17 protein-coding genes are annotated in these 16550 nt (G+C 70.7%); 13 read left to right on the forward strand and 4 right to left on the reverse strand.

All coding sequences use genetic code 11. The annotated features are described in order from the left end of the window. The first annotated feature begins 30 nt into the window (after positions 1 to 30). On the forward strand, positions 31 to 408 hold the full coding sequence (locus tag ACIOD2_RS38050) for a hypothetical protein (RefSeq protein ID WP_400549581.1): 378 nt from the start codon (positions 31 to 33) through the stop codon (positions 406 to 408). On the opposite strand, the gene ACIOD2_RS38055 is transcribed toward ACIOD2_RS38050, so the two are convergent. Genes ACIOD2_RS38055 through ACIOD2_RS38065 form a run of 3 tightly spaced genes read right to left on the reverse strand, consistent with a single transcriptional unit; the run spans position 405 to position 2921 of the window. Continuing rightward, positions 405 to 1400, reverse strand: a complete 996-nt coding sequence (locus tag ACIOD2_RS38055; RefSeq protein ID WP_400549583.1) for a lactonase family protein — start codon at positions 1398 to 1400, stop codon at positions 405 to 407. The two genes, ACIOD2_RS38050 and ACIOD2_RS38055, sit on opposite strands and share 4 nt — an antisense overlap. Beyond that, complete coding sequence (locus ACIOD2_RS38060) at positions 1393 to 2010, reverse strand: bifunctional 4-hydroxy-2-oxoglutarate aldolase/2-dehydro-3-deoxy-phosphogluconate aldolase (protein ID WP_400549585.1); 618 nt, start codon at positions 2008 to 2010, stop codon at positions 1393 to 1395. Before ACIOD2_RS38060 ends, ACIOD2_RS38055 begins: the two co-directional genes overlap by 8 nt. After that, a complete protein-coding gene (locus ACIOD2_RS38065; protein ID WP_400549586.1) occupies positions 2007 to 2921 on the reverse strand; it encodes a sugar kinase in 915 nt (304 codons plus the stop codon). Before ACIOD2_RS38065 ends, ACIOD2_RS38060 begins: the two co-directional genes overlap by 4 nt. Before the next feature lie 123 nt (positions 2922 to 3044). On the opposite strand from ACIOD2_RS38065, the gene ACIOD2_RS38070 reads away from it, so the two are divergent. The 12 genes from ACIOD2_RS38070 (at position 3045) to ACIOD2_RS38125 (ending at position 15841) form a co-directional block, all read left to right on the forward strand. Beyond that, positions 3045 to 5093, forward strand: a complete 2049-nt coding sequence (locus ACIOD2_RS38070; protein WP_400549588.1) for a hypothetical protein — start codon at positions 3045 to 3047, stop codon at positions 5091 to 5093. A 14-nt stretch (positions 5094 to 5107) separates the two neighbouring features. Further along, entirely contained in the window at positions 5108 to 5791 is a 684-nt protein-coding gene (locus ACIOD2_RS38075; protein WP_400549590.1) for an SDR family NAD(P)-dependent oxidoreductase, read from the forward strand. 13 nt (positions 5792 to 5804) lie between these two features. Then, positions 5805 to 6950, forward strand: coding sequence for a galactonate dehydratase (dgoD, locus tag ACIOD2_RS38080; protein ID WP_323324726.1), 1146 nt, complete (start codon positions 5805 to 5807; stop codon positions 6948 to 6950). Next, positions 6944 to 7786 carry a DUF4380 domain-containing protein gene (locus ACIOD2_RS38085; RefSeq protein ID WP_400549592.1) on the forward strand — a complete coding sequence of 281 codons (843 nt, stop codon included), beginning with the start codon at positions 6944 to 6946 and terminating at the stop codon, positions 7784 to 7786. The genes dgoD and ACIOD2_RS38085 overlap by 7 nt, the downstream gene beginning before the upstream one ends. Then, complete coding sequence (locus ACIOD2_RS38090; protein ID WP_400549594.1) at positions 7783 to 9141, forward strand: N-acetylmuramoyl-L-alanine amidase; 1359 nt, start codon at positions 7783 to 7785, stop codon at positions 9139 to 9141. Before ACIOD2_RS38085 ends, ACIOD2_RS38090 begins: the two co-directional genes overlap by 4 nt. Positions 9142 to 9197: 56 nt before the next feature. Then, the gene (purB, locus tag ACIOD2_RS38095; protein WP_400549595.1) at positions 9198 to 10628 is read left to right on the forward strand and encodes an adenylosuccinate lyase; all 1431 of its coding nucleotides are present in this window, start codon (positions 9198 to 9200) and stop codon (positions 10626 to 10628) included. 148 nt (positions 10629 to 10776) lie between these two features. Then, positions 10777 to 11601 (forward strand): transporter substrate-binding domain-containing protein, encoded by an 825-nt coding sequence (locus ACIOD2_RS38100; protein ID WP_400549597.1) that lies wholly within the window; start codon positions 10777 to 10779, stop codon positions 11599 to 11601. A gap of 1 nt (position 11602) precedes the next feature. Next, positions 11603 to 12379 (forward strand): ABC transporter substrate-binding protein, encoded by a 777-nt coding sequence (locus ACIOD2_RS38105; protein WP_400549599.1) that lies wholly within the window; start codon positions 11603 to 11605, stop codon positions 12377 to 12379. A 7-nt stretch (positions 12380 to 12386) separates the two neighbouring features. Beyond that, the gene (locus tag ACIOD2_RS38110; protein ID WP_400549601.1) at positions 12387 to 13166 is read left to right on the forward strand and encodes an ABC transporter substrate-binding protein; all 780 of its coding nucleotides are present in this window, start codon (positions 12387 to 12389) and stop codon (positions 13164 to 13166) included. 7 nt (positions 13167 to 13173) lie between these two features. Beyond that, entirely contained in the window at positions 13174 to 13941 is a 768-nt protein-coding gene (locus ACIOD2_RS38115; RefSeq protein ID WP_400549603.1) for an amino acid ABC transporter permease, read from the forward strand. Continuing rightward, on the forward strand, positions 13938 to 14681 hold the full coding sequence (locus tag ACIOD2_RS38120; RefSeq protein ID WP_400550644.1) for an amino acid ABC transporter ATP-binding protein: 744 nt from the start codon (positions 13938 to 13940) through the stop codon (positions 14679 to 14681). The genes ACIOD2_RS38115 and ACIOD2_RS38120 overlap by 4 nt, the downstream gene beginning before the upstream one ends. A gap of 278 nt (positions 14682 to 14959) precedes the next feature. Next, positions 14960 to 15841 (forward strand): MOSC domain-containing protein, encoded by an 882-nt coding sequence (locus ACIOD2_RS38125; protein ID WP_400549605.1) that lies wholly within the window; start codon positions 14960 to 14962, stop codon positions 15839 to 15841. Here ACIOD2_RS38125 and ACIOD2_RS38130 read toward each other — a convergent pair. Then, complete coding sequence (locus ACIOD2_RS38130; protein WP_400549607.1) at positions 15724 to 16530, reverse strand: S-adenosyl-l-methionine hydroxide adenosyltransferase family protein; 807 nt, start codon at positions 16528 to 16530, stop codon at positions 15724 to 15726. The genes ACIOD2_RS38125 and ACIOD2_RS38130 overlap by 118 nt on opposite strands. Positions 16531 to 16550 lie beyond the last annotated feature (20 nt).

Raw genomic sequence — 16550 nt, forward strand, 5'->3', positions numbered from 1 at the left:
GCTGTTCAACGCGGCCACCCGATCGTCCGGGTGATCGCCGCCGATCTCCTGACCTACACGATGGAACTCGGCGCGCACACGCGCGTCGGCACGGTCCGGGTCTGCTGCGCGGTCGCCGAGCACGTCCACGCCCGCCGGGACGTCGTCGCCGGACACCACGCCCTGCTGCGGGAGCTGAAGCGCCACTGGCGGTTCGAGGTCCGCGAGGCGCTGCCCGACAACGCCGACACCGTCGCGTTCGGCACGCTGAGCGGAGCGTTCCAGGCAGGTGTCCAGCGCGCCGAACTGCACGCCGACGGCCCGCCGGTCGTCCTCAGCGCCGGCCTGGAGGACGGCGACCTCCGGCTGTTCGGGGTCGCCGGGTGCCCGGCCGGGGCGGTCCTGCGTCCCGCGGAGTGCGCGGACTAGGGAAGCGAAACCGGCAGCACGAACGTCGGCGACCCCGTCGGATAGCGGCGCAGCTCCGACTCACCCGACGCGGTCAGCGTGAACGCCGTGATCGCGTCGTCGCTTTGGGCGGCGACGTAACACGTGCCGTCCACCAGGGCGAAGTGGCGCGGGTTCGCGCCGCACGGCTGGTCGGCCACCGCGGCCGCGTCGTCGAGGGCGAACTCCGTGACGCAGTCCGGGCCGCGGTTCGACACGTACATCCGCGAGCCCGCCAGCTCGAGGTGGGCCACCAGGTTCGGCGTCACCGAAGACAGCGTCGAGGCGGCCACCGACACCACCTCGAAAGCACCCGGCGACGTCTCGCGGACCGTCACCACCGTCCCGGCCAGCTCGCCCACCACGTACGCCAGGTCGGTGCCGGGCCGCCGGACCAGTTGACGCGGACCCGTGCCCGGCGGCAGCGAAGAGACCGCGAGCAAGTCCAGCGAACCGTCGGAAGACAGCGTGTAGCTGCGGATCTCGTCCGTGCCGAGGTCGACCGCGCTCACGATGCCGTCGCCGGGAACCGCCATGTGGACGTGCGCCGCTTCCTGGCGATCCGCGGACGGGCCGCTGCCAGTGTGCTGGACCAGCGCCGTCCGGGAGACCAGCGCACCGTTGGGAGACAGCGAGAACACCGCCAGGCTGCCGCCGGTGTAGTTGGCGCACAGCAGGAACCGGCCGTCCGGGGTCACCGCCAGGTGGCACGGGTGCGCGCCGCCCGTCTCCAAGGTGCCCAGCACCGTCAACGCGCCGGAGGAGTCGAAGGAAAGTGCTGTCACGCCGCCCGAAGCGGTCTCGTTCGCCGCGTAGAGCACCGGGAGCGACGGGTGCCGCGTCAGCCACGACGGCGACTCCAGCGGCAGCGAGGCGACCTCGGTCAAGCCGGAAGACGATCGCGAGAACGTCGTGATCCCGGTGCCGTTCCCCGCGTCGCCGGTGTAGCACCCGACGAAGACCAGCTCAGCCATGCGCGCTCCTCAACAGCGTCTCGACGCGGGCGGAAATCTCCTCGGTGGTGCCGCGGGTCAGCGCCGAGCCGATCCCGCAGGCCACCGCGCCTGCCGCCAGCCAGCCTGGCACGTCGTCCGGGCCGATGCCGCCGGTGGGTACCAGCGGCGCCTGCGGCAGTGCCGCCCGCACGTCCTTCACCCACGACGGCGCCAGCGCGGACGCCGGGAACACCTTCACCGCGTCCGCGCCTTCCTCCAGCGCCCGCACGATTTCCGTCACCGAGCCCGCGCCCGGGAACGCCGCGACGCCGTACCGGTGGGCGGTGCGGATCACCGCGGCGTCCACCGACGGCGACACCAGGAACCGCGCGCCCGCGCGGATCGCCAGCACCGCCGACGCCTCGTCGAGCACCGTGCCGGCGCCGATCGTCGCGTCCGGGTACGCCGCGGACAGCCCCGAGATCGCGTCCAGCGCCCCGGGGTTGGTCAGCGGCAGTTCCACCGAACGCAACCCCGCCTCCAGGACGGCCCGCGCCGCCTCGACCGCGGATTCCGCGTCGTGCGTGCGCACGATCCCGACAACGCCCTGGCGCAGCGCGTCCGCCGTGATCTCCCAGCGGTAGGTCATCGGTCCACCTCCGTGCCGATCAGTGCTTTGGTCAGTTCGCCCTGGTCGGGCAGGCCTTCGAGGTCGGTCCGCGTGCCGACGACCAGCGCCGCGCAGGCCGCGCCCGCGCGCAGCGCTTCGGGCGGCGAAGCGCCCCGAAGCCACGCCGACAGGTAACCCGACGTCAGCGCGTCCCCCGCACCGACCGGGTCGACGACCCGCGTGACCAGGCTTTCCTGGTTCCACGAGCCCTCCGCGGTGACGGCCCGCGCGATCTTGTCCCGCTGCTTGACGACCACCGTCTGCGCCCGGCCCGCGAGCAGTGCTTCCGGTGACTGTCTCAGCAGTTCGAGCTCGTCCTCACCGGCGAAGACGAGGTCCGCCCTGGTCAGCAGCGGTCCGACGGTCTCGCGCCAGCGCTCCGGGTGGCCGAGCTTCAGCCGGACGTTCGGGTCGAAGGACACCCAAGCGCCCGAAGCGCGTGCAAGCGCGAAGAGAGCTTCGACGGCTTCGCGCGCGTCAGGCGAGAGCATCGCCGTGATGCCGGAGACGTGGACGAGTCGAGCGCCGTCGAGACCTGCTTCTCGCACGTACGCGGCCGACAGAGCCGAAGCAGCGGAGCCGCTTCGGTGGTACTCGACCGTCTCGGTGTCCCGGATCAGGAAGCCCGTGAAGCGCTCGGAGTCGACCTCGACGCACGAGACGTCGACGCCGTCCGCGCGCAGCGTCGCGAGGATCGAAGCGCCGGACGGATCGTCGCCGACGCGGCTCAGCCAGCGGACGCCGTGCCCGAGCCGGGCCAGGCCGACCGCGACGTTCGTCTCGGCGCCGGCGACCGACGAGGTGAAGGTGCGCGCACGTCGCAGCGCGACGCCGGGCTCGGCGAGCAGCAGCCGCATCGCCTCGCCGAGAGTGACGACTTCGGTGTTCATCGAGCAGAGCATAGCGCGTGAAATCTTAATTTAGGATTTATTCTTGACGGAGACCGAGACGCCCCGGCATGCTGCTCCCCGGCTTAGCTGACGCTGTTTCATCGGAGAAGGGTGTCCAGCAACATGCTCCTGAAGAGATCCCTGGCGGTAGTAGCAGCGGCTGCCGCCGCGCTCACCGCGATCGCGATCCCCGCACAGGCAACACCGGCCGCGGACCAAGGCGCTCCCGACTACTACGACAGCGGGGTCGCCCAGACCCCGTACATGGGCTGGAACACCTACTACGGCCTGGGTGCGCCCAGCGAGGCGTCGGTCAAGTCCGTCGGGGACTTCCTCGTCTCCAGCGGCCTGCGTGACGCCGGCTACCGCTACGTCTGGATCGACGGCGGCTGGACCGCACCCGAGCCGCGCGACAAGAGCGGCAACCTCCTCGCGGACCCGGCCAAGTTCCCGAGTGGACTGTCCACTTTGGTCGACTACCTGCACGCCCGCGGCCTCAAGGCCGGGATCTACACCGACGCGGGGGCGTCGGACGGCAAGAACTGCGCGGCCGGCTCCGGCGGCTACTACGAGCAGGACACCAAGCGGTTCGCGAACTGGAAGTTCGACGCCGTCAAGGTCGACTTCCTCTGCGGCATCGCCCAGAACCTCAAGCCCGCCGACGCGTTCTCGCAGTTCAGCAAGGCCCTCGCCAAGGCGGGACGGCCGATGGTGCTCAACGTCTGCAACCCGGTCACCGACGAGTGGGGCACCCCGCACGGGCCCGACCAGGTCGCCGGCATCGCCTACAGCTACGGCCCGCTCGTCGCCGACTCCTGGCGCACCAGCACGGACATCGCGTTCGGCACGCCGTACGAGGGGATCTGGACCGACGTCCTGCGCAACATGGACGCCAACGCCGCGCACCCCGAGGCGAACGGGCCGGGGCACTACAACGACCCCGACTACCTGATCCCGATGCGCAAGACCGAGCAGGGCACCTACGAACTCAACGAGGAGGAGTCGACCACCCAGTTCGTCATGTGGGCGGAGATGGCCTCCCCGCTGATCCTCGGCTCCGACCCGCGCACGCTCCCGGCGTCGATGATCAGCACGCTGAAGAACCCGGAGATCGTGGGTGTCAACCAGGACCGCCTCGGCACCCAGGGTGTCCGCGTCGCAACCAACGGCAGCACCGACACCTACAGCAAGGTCCTCTCCCGCGACGGCGACCGCGCGGTCGTGCTGCTCAACCGCGGTGAGACGCCGACGCAGATGACGCTGAACTTCGCCGACGCCGGGCTCAAGGGCCGGGTGTCCGTCCGCGACCTCCGTGCCCGCGCCGACCGCGGCAGCGCGACCGGCTCGTACACGGTCACCGTGCCCGCGCACGGCACGGCGTTCCTGCGCCTGCACGGCACCGACCTCGTCCCCGGTGACGACCTCGGCGGCACGGCGTCCGCCAGCCCGGCGATCGTCCGCACCGGCGGCAAGACGGTGACGTTCTTCCGCGACCAGAGCGGCTCCCTGCAGGTCAAGGGCCTCGACGGGCCGCGTCAGGTCGGGGGCAAGTTCCTCGGCCAGCCCGCCGCCGTCGCCTCGGACGGGAAGATCGACGTCTACGTTCGCGGCCTCGACAACGCGGCCTACCAGCGCACCTACCGGTACGGGCACTGGGGCGACTGGAAGCGGCTCGGTGGCACGCTGACCGATTCGCCGTCCGTCACCAGCGACGGCACGCTCTTCGCGCGCGGCGCCGACGGCCAGGTCTGGCAGCGGACCAGTGCCGGTCAGTGGTCCGGTCTCGGCGCGCCCGGCGGCAAGCCGATCTACGGCCGTCCCGGCGCGGCGACGTCCACCAGCGGCACGGTCGTCGCGGTCCGCACCGCCGACGACAGCGTCTGGACGCGCACCAAGACCGGCACCACGTGGTCGGACTGGACGGGCATCGGCGGCACCGTCAGCAGCAGCCCGACGCTCGTCGCGGCCGGTGCGAAGGTCGCGCTCACCGCGTCCGCGAGCGACTACTCGCTGTGGGCCAACGAGTGGTCCGGCACCTGGGCGGGCTGGTTCAAACGGCCGGAGTACCCGAGCGGGAGCATCGTGGGAACCCTCGGCGCGGCGTCCGACGGCGCGTCGTTGTGGTTCGCGGCCCGTGGGTCGGACGACCATGTGCACGTAGCGAAGTTCTAGGAACGGGAGAGGCGATGTCTGCGCGGACAGCGGTGGTGACCGGTGCGGCGTCCGGGATCGGGGCGGCAACGGCCCTGAAACTGCTCGACGACGGCTACCGCGTGCTCGGCGTGGACATCGCCGAACTCCCCGGCGGTGTCACCCCGGTCCGGGGCGACGTCACCGACGAGGCGACCTGGGCGGACATCGGCGAGGTGGACGCCCTGGTCAGCAACGCCTACGTGCCCAGCGTCGGCCCGCTGCACGAGATCGACCGCACGCAGTGGCAGCGGCAGCTCGACGTCAACCTGACCGGCACGTACCTGGCCCTGAAAGCCTGCCTGCCCTCGCTGCGGGCCCGGGGTGGCGCGGTCGTGCTCGTCTCGTCGGTGCACGCGCACTTCGGCCTGCCGGGTCACCCCGCGTACGCCGCGAGCAAGGGCGCGCTGGTCGCGCTGGCCCGGCAGCTGGCCGTCGAGTACGCCCCGGACGTGCGGATCAACTCCGTGCTGCCGGGGCCGGTGCTTACCGAGGCCTGGAACCGCATCTCGCCCGAGGACCGCGAGCGCAGTGCCCGCGCGACGCCGGCCGGGCGGCTCGGCAAGCCGGAGGAGGTGGCGGACGTGATCGCCTTCCTGCTCTCGGACGCCGCGTCGTTCGTCACCGGGGCCGAGCTGACCGTCGACGGCGGCTGGTCGGCCGCCAAGGATTCCGCGTAGATGGGGGACACGGGTGAAGATCACCGGCATTGAAACGTTTCTGGTGGCGCCGCGCTGGCTGTTCCTCAAGGTGAGCACCGACGAGGGCATCAGCGGCTGGGGCGAGCCCGTGGTCGAGGGCCGCGCCGAGACCGTGCGCGCGGCCGTGCACGAGCTGTCCGAGCTGCTCATCGGCCAGGACCCGCTGCGCATCGAGGACCACTGGCAGGTGCTGCGCCGCGGCGGTTTCTACCGCGGCGGGCCGGTGCTTTCGAGTGCCTTGGCCGGGTTCGACCACGCGCTGTGGGACATCGCCGGCAAGGTCCGCAACGCCCCGGTGCACGAGCTGCTCGGCGGCCCGGTCCGCGACCGCGTCCGGGTCTACAGCTGGGTCGGCGGCGACCGGCCCTCCGGCATCCGCGAAGCCGTGACCGCGCAGGTCGAGGCCGGTTTCACGGCGGTGAAGATGAACGTCGCCGGGCCGTTGACGGCGATCGCGTCCCCGCGGGAAGCCGACGCGGCGGTGGCGCGCGCCTGGGAAGCGCGGGAGGCCCTCGGGCCGGACCGCGACCTCGCGATCGACTTCCACGGCCGCGTCTCACCCGCGATGGCGCGGCGGCTGGTGAAGCTCCTCGAAGACGTCCAGCCGATGTTCGTCGAAGAGCCGATCCTGCCGGAGACGCAGGGCGGCGCGCTGCGCTCGGTCGTCGAGGCGTCGACCGTGCCGATCGCGGTCGGCGAGCGGCTGTACTCGCGCTGGGAGTTCAAGCCGGTGCTCGACGCCGGGGTCGCGGTCCTGCAGCCGGACCCGTCGCACGCCGGCGGCATCTCCGAGCTGCGGCGGATCGGCGCGCTGGCCGAGATGTACGGTGCTTCGCTCGCGCCGCACTGCCCGCTCGGGCCGATCTCGCTGGCGGCGTCGCTGCAGGTCGCGTTCGCGACGCCGAACTTCCTCATCCAGGAACAGAGTGTCGGCATGCACTACCACGAGGGCAGTGAGCACGCCTACCTCGTCGACCCGTCGATCTTCACGTTCCAGGACGGGTACGCGGCCCGCCCGCTCGGGCCCGGCCTCGGCATCGAGGTCGACGAAGCCGCCGTCCGCCGCGCCGCCGAGATCGGGCACGCCTGGCGCTCGCCGGTGTGGCGCCACGACGACGGCGGCCTCGCCGAATGGTGACCTGGCTCGAACGCGGCGACCTGCGGCTCGGCCTGGTCCCGGAGCTGGGCGGCCGGCTGCTGTCGGTGCGCCACCGCGGTGCCGAGTTGCTGTGGCGCAACCCCGAGCACCTGGACGACGACCTGCGCGGCGAGTACGCCCCGAACTCCGGGCGGATGGGCGACTGGGTCAACTACGGCGGCGACAAGACGTGGCCCGCGCCGCAGGGCTGGTCCGGCCCGGACGAGTGGGCGGGCCCGCCGGACCCGGTGCTGGACTCCGGCCCGTACTCCGTGGCCGCCGACGGCGACACGGTCACCATGACCAGCGCGCCGGACCCCCGCACCGGCCTGCGGTTCACGCGGGCGGTCACGATCCTCGACGACGGCTACCGGCTGGACCTGCACGCGGAGAACGTCTCCTCGCGTCAGGTCCGCTGGGCGTTGTGGAACGTGACCCAGCTCCCCGGCGGTGGCTCGGTCACCGCGGGACTCAGCCGTCCCGACGTCGTCGCGCTGGTCGCCGGGACGGGCACGCCGGAGTACACAGTGGACGGTGACCGGCTGGTCGTGCCCGCGCAGGACGTCGTCGGCAAGCTGGGTGTGCCGGGCACCGCGGGGTGGGTTTCCTACGGAGCCTTGACGCTCTCCTTCGACGTCGACCCGGCGGGCGAGTACCCGGACGAGGGCTCACCGCTGGAGATCTGGCTGGAGCACCCGCTCCCGTCGCCGCTGAAGGAGCTGGGCGATCTGGACCCGCCGGCGCGCATCGTCGAGCTGGAAGTTCTCGGCCCGCTGACCACCTTGGCGCCGGGAGGCTCGACCGCGCTGACCATCCGTGCCACGGTTGGCGCGTGACCTCCACTGTCAGAAGTCTTGTCGTCGCGGCGTTCGCGCTGGCGATCTCGGCCGCGGTCCCCGTCACCGCGCACGCGGCGGACACTCCCACCCCGGAATGTCCCGCCAACCTCGACTGCCGGTTCGTCCCGGCGGCCTACGACTGGTCGTCCGCGGACCACAGCAACCCCAACAACTACGGCAACTACGACCCCGCGAACCGGCCGGACGACGGCCAGCAGATCCAGTACATCGTCATCCACGACACCGAAACCCTGCCCGGCAGCACGGTGAGCCCGTACGACCAGGCCATCGCCACGTTCCAGAAGGCGTCGAGCGGATCCAGCTCGCACTACGTGATCCGCTCGTCGGACGGCCAGGTCACGCAGATGGTGCCGACCAAGGACGTCGCCTGGCACGCCGGCAACTGGACGATGAACGAGCACTCGATCGGCATCGAGCACGAAGGCATCGCGACGCAGGGCGGCACCTGGTACACCGAGCAGATGTACCGCGCGTCCGCGGACCTCGTGAAGTTCATGGCGGCGAAGTACCACATCCCGCTGGACCGCCAGCACATCCTGGGCCACGAGGACATCTCGCGGGAGCGCACGAGCAACTTCGCGGCCGCGCACTGGGATCCGGGTCCTTACTGGGACTGGGCGCACTACATGGACCTGCTGGGTGCGCCGATCAAGGCCACCGGCTCGGCGTCGAGCCAGGTCGTGACGATCAACCCGGACTACGCGACCAACCAGCCCGAGATGACGTCCTGCACCGGCACGGCCTGCACACCGCTACCGGCCCACGGCGCGAACTTCGTGCCTCTGCACACCGCGCCGGACGCCGCGTCCCCGTTGATCACCGACCCCGTTGTGCACCCGGACGGCTCACCCGGCACGACCGCGATCGACGACTGGAGCGACAAGGCCGTCGCGGGCCGCTCCTACGCGCTGGCCGGACAGCAGGGTGACTGGACGGCCATCTGGTACGGCGGGCAGCAGGCGTGGTTCGCCAACCCGGGGCACCACTCGACGGTTCCCGGCCGCGGCCTGCTGCTGACCACGCCGTACGGCGTCTCCTCGGTCCCGCTGTACGGGCGCGCCTTCCCCGAACAGTCCGAGTACCCGGCCACGATCCCGTTCGACGCGACGTGGACGGTCGCCCCGATCCCGTGGACGCTGCCCGCGGGCCAGAACTACCTGGCGACCGGCTCGTTCCGGGCGGAGAACTACTACGCGCGGTTCGACCCGGCGGGCGTACCGGCCAACCACACGCTCGTCACCGGCGGCACGACGTACTTCCAGATCTCGTACAACCACCGGCTCGTCTACGTGAAGGCGTCGGACGTCCGGGCGCTGCCCTACAGCGGCTGACCAGGCGCGGTGGCGGCCCCGCCCGGGGCCGCCACCTGCACAGGTATCGTGAAGCCGTGACGGACAAGCCCCGCATTCCCAACGTGCTCGCCGCCCGCTACGCCTCGCCGGAGCTGGTCTCGCTCTGGTCGCCGGAGTACAAGGTCGTGCTGGAGCGCCAGCTCTGGCTCGCCGTCCTCCGGGCGCAGAAGGACCTCGGCGTCGACGTGCCCGACGGCGTCGTCGAGGACTACGAGCGCGTCATCGACCAGGTCGACCTCGAGTCGATCGCGGCACGGGAGCGTGTCACCCGTCACGACGTCAAGGCGCGCATCGAGGAGTTCAGCGACCGCGCCGGCCAGGAACACATCCACAAGGGCATGACCTCGCGCGACCTCACCGAGAACGTCGAGCAGCTGCAGCAGCTCCGTTCTCTGGAGCTGGTCCGCACCCGCGTCGCCGCCGTCCTGGCGCGGCTGGCCGCGCTCGCCGTCGAGCACGCCGACACCGTGATGGCCGGGCGCTCGCACAACGTCGCCGCCCAGGCCACCACCCTCGGCAAGCGGTTCGCCACGGCCGCCGACGAGCTGCTGGTCGCCTTCGAGCGGCTCGACAACCTGATCGGCCGCTACCCGCTGCGCGGCATCAAGGGCCCGGTCGGCACCGCGCAGGACATGCTCGACCTGCTCGGCGACGAGTCCACTTTGGACGAGCTCGAAGACCGCGTGATGCAGCACCTCGGCTTCAACCGCCGCTTCGTCAGCGTCGGCCAGGTCTACCCGCGCTCGCTCGACTTCGACGTGCTGTCCACTGTGGTCCAGGTCGCGGCGGCGCCGTCCAGCCTGGCCAAGACGATCCGGCTGATGGCCGGCCACGAGCTCGTCACCGAGGGCTTCAAGCCCGGCCAGGTCGGCTCGTCCGCCATGCCGCACAAGATGAACACCCGTTCCTGCGAGCGCGTCAACGGCCTCGCCGTCGTGCTGCGCGGGTACCTGTCGATGATCGGCGAGCTGGCCGGCGACCAGTGGAACGAGGGTGACGTCTCCGACTCCGTCGTCCGCCGGGTCGCGCTGCCGGACGCGTTCTTCGCGCTCGACGGCCTGCTGGAGACGTTCCTCACGGTGCTGGCCGAGTTCGGCGCCTTCCCGGCGGTCATCGAGCGTGAGCTTGATCGCTACCTGCCGTTCCTCACCACGACCAAGGTGCTGATGGCGTCGGTCCGCGCGGGCGTCGGACGTGAGACGGCCCACGAAGCCATCAAGGAGAACGCCGTCGCCGTCGCGCTGGAGATGCGTGAGCGCGGTCTCGCCGAGAACGACCTGCTCGACCGGCTCGCGGCCGACGACCGCATCCCGCTCGACCGCGGTGAGCTGGACAAACTCCTCGCCGACCGGATCTCGTTCACCGGCACGGCCGGGCGCCAGGTCGAGCAGCTGCGGGCGCGCGTCGAAGACGTTCTCGAGCGGTTCCCGGAGGCGGCGGGCTACGCGCCCCAGCCGATCCTGTGAGCTGACGCACGAGTCCACGGACTGGAACAAAGCCACACGAACGGGCGAAATCCCTAATCTCGCCGCTGAACCGGAGCGTCAGATCGTCCACCCGACGATCTGACGTGCTTTCCTCGCGCCATCGGCGCGCCAACCTCTGGAAGAAGCGATGAGATCCACGCTGTCGAAGATCGCCGCCGTCGTCACCGCGGGGGCGCTGACACTGACCCTGGCCGCGTGCGGCGGCTCGGATTCCGCCGCCGCGGGCACGACCCTGCGCGTCGGCACGCTGAGCGACGCCCCGCCGTCGATCTACCTGGAGAACGGCCGGTTCACCGGCTACGACAACGAGCTGCTGCGCGACATCGCGAAGCGTGAAGGCTTCGAGGTCGAGTTCGTCGGCACCGAGTTCTCCGGCCTGCTGGCCGGCGTCGCCACGGGCAAGTTCGACATCGGCAGCTCGACGATCTCCAGCACCGAGGCGCGCAAGAAGACGGTCTCGTTCTCCAACGGCTACAACACCGGCTTCACCACGATCGTGACCAAGAAGGGCGCGAACCTCAAGGACCCGGCGGCGTTCGCCGGCAAGCGCCTCGGCGTCGTCCAGGGTTCGGTGCAGGACGAGTTCGCGGGCAAGACCGCCGGCGCGCAGGTCGTCCGCTTTCCCGACTACAACGCGGGTTTCGCGCAGCTGAAGAACGGCACGCTGGACGGCTGGGTCGTGCCGCAGGACATCGGCCAGAAGTACCTGGACCAGAACCCCGCGGTGCCGCTGGAGCTCGGTTACACCGTCGAGGACAAGGACACGCCGTCGGCCTTCGCGGTGGCCAAGACGAACCCGGACCTGCTGAAGAAGCTGAACGACGGCCTGGCCAAGGCCATCGCGGACGGCTCGGTGGCCCGCATCTACGGCCAGTTCTACAAGACGACGCCGTTGTCGAAGGAACTGCAGCAGGGTGGCCCCGGCCTGCCCGTGAAGAACCTGGGTGCGTGACATGAAGAAGCTGATCGTCACCGCTCTCGCCGCCACCCTCGCCGCCGTCCTCACCGCGTGCGGTGGTGGCAGCTCGGACAGCGCTTCCTCGACGTTGCGTGTCGGCACCCTCAGCGACGCGCCGCCGAACATCTTCCTCAAGGACGGCAACTACACCGGCTTCGACAACGAGCTGCTCAAGGCCATCGCGGCCAAGCAGAACCTGAAGCTGGAGTTCGCCGCGACGGACTTCTCCGCGCTGCTCGGGCAAGTCGCGTCGGGTCGCTACGACATCGCCAGCTCGGCGATCGCGCAGACCGACGAGCGGAAGAAGACCGTCGACTTCTCGGCGGCCTACGACTTCGAGACCATGAGCATCCAGGCCAAGCAGGGCACGCCGGTCACCGACGAGAAAGCCTTGGCGGGCAAGCGGGTCGCCGTGATCCAGGCGACCGTCGGCGACCACTGGCTCGGCACCACGGTGCCGACCGCGCAGGCCGTGCGCTTCCCCGACTACGCCGCCGCGCTGACGGCGTTGAAGTCCGGCGCCGTCGACGCGTACATCCTGGACCAGAGCATCGCCGAGAAGAACGTCACCGACAACCCGGACGCCAAGCTCGTCGTCGTGAAGAGCTTCGTCACGGACGTGCCGCACGGCTTCGCGGTCAAGAAGGGCAACACGGAACTGCTCGGCAAGATCGACACCGGTCTCAAGCAGGTGATCGCCGACGGCACCTGGCTCAAGCTGCACCAGCAGTTCCTGCCGAGCGCTCCGGTGCCGGCCGGGTTCCAGGGTTAGGAGAAGGATGAAGAAGACACTGGTCACGGCGCTCACCGCGACGCTGCTGGCCGCGCTCACCGCGTGTGGTGGCGGCTCGGACAGCGGGTCCGGCACCCTGCGCGTCGGCACGTTGAGCGACTCGAAGCCGAACGCCTACCAGGAGAACGGGACCTTCACCGGGTTCGACAACGAGCTCCTCAAGGCCATCGCGCAGAAGGAGGGCCTCAAGCTCGAATTCGTCGCGACGGACTTCTCCGCGCTGCTCGGCCAGGTCGCGAACGGCACCTTCGACATCGGCAGCTCGGCGATCGCGCAGACCGATGCCCGCAAGAAGACGGTCGACTTCTCGGCGCCGTACAACTACCAGTCCCTCGGCATCGAGGCCAAGGAGACCGCCGGCATCACCGACGAGAACTCCCTGTCCGGCAAGCGGATCGGCGTCGTCCAGGGCACGGTCTCCGACACTTGGCTCGGCTCGAACGCACCGACCGCGCAGGCCGTCCGGTTCCCGAACGACGCGGCCGCGCTGGCCGCGCTCAAGACCGGCGCGGTCGACGGCGCCGTGTTCGACCAGGCCACCGCCGAGGACTACGCGAAGAACAACGTGGACGCGAAGCTCAAGGTGGCCAAGGCGATCATCACGACCATCCCGCACGGGTTCGCGTTCAAGAAGGGCAACGACGAGCTGATCGGCAAGATCAACGACGGCCTGAAGAAGGTCATCGCCGACGGCACGTGGGTGAAGGTGCACGACCAGTTCGAGCCCACCGCGCCGGTGCCGGCGGAATTCAAGGCGGGGCAGTAGCCGAGCGATGGACCAATTCTTCGACACCTTCCTCGACTGGGAGTACATCTGGCAGGTCTTCCCGGACCTGCTGAAGACCGGCCTGCTCAACACGCTGATCCTGGCGTTCGCCTCCGCGGTCATCGGCACAGTGCTCGGCATGGTCGTCGCCGTGATGGGCCTGTCGGCCAAGGCGTGGCTGCGCTGGCCGGCCCGGGTGTACACCGACATCTTCCGCGGCCTGCCGGCGATCCTGACCATCCTCGTGATCGGCCAGGGTCTCGGCACGCTCGCGCGGGACGTCGTCGGCACCAACCCGTACCCGCTGGGCATCCTGGCACTGAGCCTGATCGCCGCCGCCTACATCGGCGAGATCTTCCGGGCCGGCATCCAGAGTGTCGAAAAAGGACAGTTGGAGGCCAGTCGCGCTCTGGGGATGAGCTACAGCAAGGCGATGCTGCTCGTCGTCATCCCGCAGGGGGTGCGGCGGGTGCTGCCTGCCCTGGTCAACCAGTTCATCTCGCTGGTCAAGGACTCCAGCCTGGTGTACTTCCTCGGCTTGCTGTCCGAGCAGCGCGAGCTGTTCCGGATCGGGCAGGACTTCGCGGCCAACACCGGCAACCTGTCGCCGCTGGTCGCCGCCGGGTTCGTCTACCTGGTGATCACCGTGCCGCTGACGCACCTGGTGAACTACATCGACAAGAAGCTCCGGACCGGGCGCAAGGTCCGGGCCGACGAGCCGGACGAAGCTGACCCGGTGGAGATCGGTCCCGGCGGAAGGGTGAGCGCGTGGTGACGACGACGGCGGTCCGTTCGTCCAGTGTGGAACTGCGGGACATCCACGTCAGCTTCGGCACGCTGGAAGTCCTGCGTGGTGTCGACCTGACGGTGCCGAGCGGGAAGACGACCTGCGTGATCGGGCCGTCCGGTTCGGGCAAGTCGACGCTCCTGCGGTGCGTGAACCGCCTTCAGGAGCCCGACTCCGGCGACCTGCTGCTCGACGGCGAGTCCGTGATCAGGTCCGACCCGGACGCGCTGCGCCAGCGGGTCGGCATGGTCTTCCAGCACTTCAACCTCTTCGGCCACCGGAGTGTGCTGGACAACATCGTGCTGCCACTGCGCAGCGTGAAGAAGCTGAGCAAGGAGGAGGCGTCGGCGATCGCCCGCGCCCGGCTGGCGGACGTCGGCCTGGCCGACAAGGCGCCGTACCGCCCGAGCGCGCTGTCGGGCGGTCAGCAGCAGCGTGTCGCGATCGCGCGGGCCCTGGCGATGGAGCCCGAGGTGATGCTCTTCGACGAGGCCACGAGCGCCCTCGACCCGGAGCTGGTCAAGGGCGTGCTGACGCTGATGGCGGGCCTGGCCGAGCGCGGCCTGACGCTGATCGTGGTCACCCACGAGATGGGCTTCGCCCGCAGCGTCGCCGACGAGGTCGCGTTCATGGACGCGGGCCGGATCGTGGAGCAGGGCCCGCCGGCCCAGGTCTTCGACGAGCCGGAGAGCCCGCGGCTGCAGCGCTTCCTCTCGCAGGTGCTCTGACCGGTCGTCGACAGCTCCAGACTGGGCGCTGGGTGCCGCCCGCGGGACTCTTCCGGCTGGGACGTGGCCGCCAGGTGTCGATGGAAGATTCTGGACGCCGAGTGTCCAGAATCCTCCATCGACGAGCGCTGAGGGCCGGCGATGCGCCCCCGGCGGAACCGCCGCCTGAAGTTTCGGCGGGTGAACCTGGTGGCCGTCAGAGACTTGGTCTCACCGTGCAGCAGCCTCAGCGTTAAAGGCGGCGCGTCAGCCGCAGGGGCGCCGGTAGCCTGCGAGGCATGGCGAGGATCGCGCGGCTGACCTACTACCCCGTCAAGGGCTGTGCCGGTACGTCCGTGCCGGCCGCCGAGGTCGGGCCCGCCGGGCTGACGCACGACCGGGTCTTCCAGGTCGTCGCCCCGGACGGCGATTTCCGCAGCCAGCGGCGTTATCCGGTGCTGGCCGTGGTCCGGCCGCGAGTGCGCGGAGACCAGCTCGCGCTGTCCGCGCCAGGTGTCGAAGACCTCGTTGTCGGGATAAGGCGCGACGGCCCACGGCACCCGGCGTCGACCTTCTCCTGGCACGGCGACGGCGTCCACCAGGGCGCCGAGGCCGCCGAGTGGTTCTCGACCATCCTCGGCCTGCCCTCGGTGCTCGTCGGCGTCGCGCCGGACCACGAGCGCAGCACCGGCGGCGAGACTCCGGGCACCGCCGCGTTCGCCGACGGCCACGCACTCCTGATCGCCTCGGAGTCCTCTTTGGACGGCCTGAACGCCCGGATCCTCGAAAGAGGCGGCGAGCCAGTACCGATGGATCGCTTCCGGCCCAACGTCATCCTCTCCGGCTGGCCCGAGCCGCACCGCGAGGACGACGTCCGGGTGATGTCCGCCGGCACCGCGAAGTTCGGGTACGCCAAGCAGTGCGTGCGCTGCACCGTGCCGATGGTCGACCAGGAGACCGGCGCGAAGGCCGGCCCTGAGCCGATCCGCACGCTCGCCGGCTATCGCCGTCACCCGGACGGCGGGGTGGTGTTCGGCATGAAGGCCGCCGTACTCCGGCCGGGTCAGGTGGCCGTCGGCGACGAGGTGATCGTGCACTCCTGGGCCGGGCCCAGCCCGAGCACGGCGGCCGCCGAGCCACCGTTGATGGCGACGGCGAGCCGGCCGGCCGAGTCGGTGTAGAGCACGCTCGCCCCGGCGGGCACGTCCGCGAACGTCCGCCCGACCGCCGTGGTCACCGCGACCCGCTCGCTGTGCACCGAAACCGCGCCGGTCAGCCCGCTCAGCTCGAGGTCGGCCGGGGTCGCGGCGAGCTGGACGTTGCCGAAGTGGTCGACCGTCAGCACCTCGGACACCAGCTTGCCGGGGAACGCCGCCACGAACGGCTCGGGCAGCTCCACCAGCGTCTCGACGGTGTCGCCGAAGTCCGCGGGCGACACGCCCAGCGCGAGGTGCGCGGCCGCGGGCGCGAAGACGTCCCGTCCGTGGAAAGTGGCCGACGTCACGGGCAGCCGCAGCGACGGCTCGGCCAGCTCGTACGCGGCCCGCACCCCGCCGAGCGCCTGCGCGGCCGGCAGCAGCAGCCCGTTGTCCGGCCCGACCAGCAGGCCGCCGTCGGCGACGACGACCACGCCGCGCCGCGCCGTGCCGACACCCGGGTCGACCACGGCGACGTGCACGGCCTCCGGCAGGAACGGCGCCGTCTGCGCCAGCGCCATGGCTCCGTGCCGGACGTCCTGGGGCGGGACTTCGTGCGTCACGTCGATGACCCGCACGGCAGGCGCCAGCCGCGCGATCACGCCGTGGCAGGCCGCCACGAAGCCGTCGCGCAGTCCGTAGTCGGTCGTAACCGAGATCCAGGAGTACGCCATGCCAGCATCATCCTCGGTGG

This window comes from Amycolatopsis sp. NPDC088138, assembly GCF_044741685.1.
In the GTDB taxonomy this organism is placed as follows: Bacteria; Actinomycetota; Actinomycetes; order Mycobacteriales; family Pseudonocardiaceae; genus Amycolatopsis.

Bases quoted from the DNA above. Each gene is read 5' to 3' on its own strand.
- ACIOD2_RS38100 (WP_400549597.1), top strand. From the start codon at position 10,777: ATGAGATCCACGCTGTCGAAGATCGCCGCCGTCGTCACCGCGGGGGCG.
- ACIOD2_RS38055 (WP_400549583.1), bottom strand. From the start codon at position 1,400: ATGGCTGAGCTGGTCTTCGTCGGGTGCTACACCGGCGACGCGGGGAAC.
- ACIOD2_RS38085 (WP_400549592.1), top strand. From the start codon at position 6,944: ATGGTGACCTGGCTCGAACGCGGCGACCTGCGGCTCGGCCTGGTCCCG.
- ACIOD2_RS38070 (WP_400549588.1), top strand. From the start codon at position 3,045: ATGCTCCTGAAGAGATCCCTGGCGGTAGTAGCAGCGGCTGCCGCCGCG.
- ACIOD2_RS38125 (WP_400549605.1), top strand. From the start codon at position 14,960: ATGGCGAGGATCGCGCGGCTGACCTACTACCCCGTCAAGGGCTGTGCC.
- ACIOD2_RS38060 (WP_400549585.1), bottom strand. From the start codon at position 2,010: ATGACCTACCGCTGGGAGATCACGGCGGACGCGCTGCGCCAGGGCGTT.
- ACIOD2_RS38065 (WP_400549586.1), bottom strand. From the start codon at position 2,921: ATGAACACCGAAGTCGTCACTCTCGGCGAGGCGATGCGGCTGCTGCTC.
- ACIOD2_RS38110 (WP_400549601.1), top strand. From the start codon at position 12,387: ATGAAGAAGACACTGGTCACGGCGCTCACCGCGACGCTGCTGGCCGCG.
- ACIOD2_RS38075 (WP_400549590.1), top strand. From the start codon at position 5,108: ATGTCTGCGCGGACAGCGGTGGTGACCGGTGCGGCGTCCGGGATCGGG.
- ACIOD2_RS38105 (WP_400549599.1), top strand. From the start codon at position 11,603: ATGAAGAAGCTGATCGTCACCGCTCTCGCCGCCACCCTCGCCGCCGTC.
- ACIOD2_RS38115 (WP_400549603.1), top strand. From the start codon at position 13,174: ATGGACCAATTCTTCGACACCTTCCTCGACTGGGAGTACATCTGGCAG.
- ACIOD2_RS38130 (WP_400549607.1), bottom strand. From the start codon at position 16,530: ATGGCGTACTCCTGGATCTCGGTTACGACCGACTACGGACTGCGCGAC.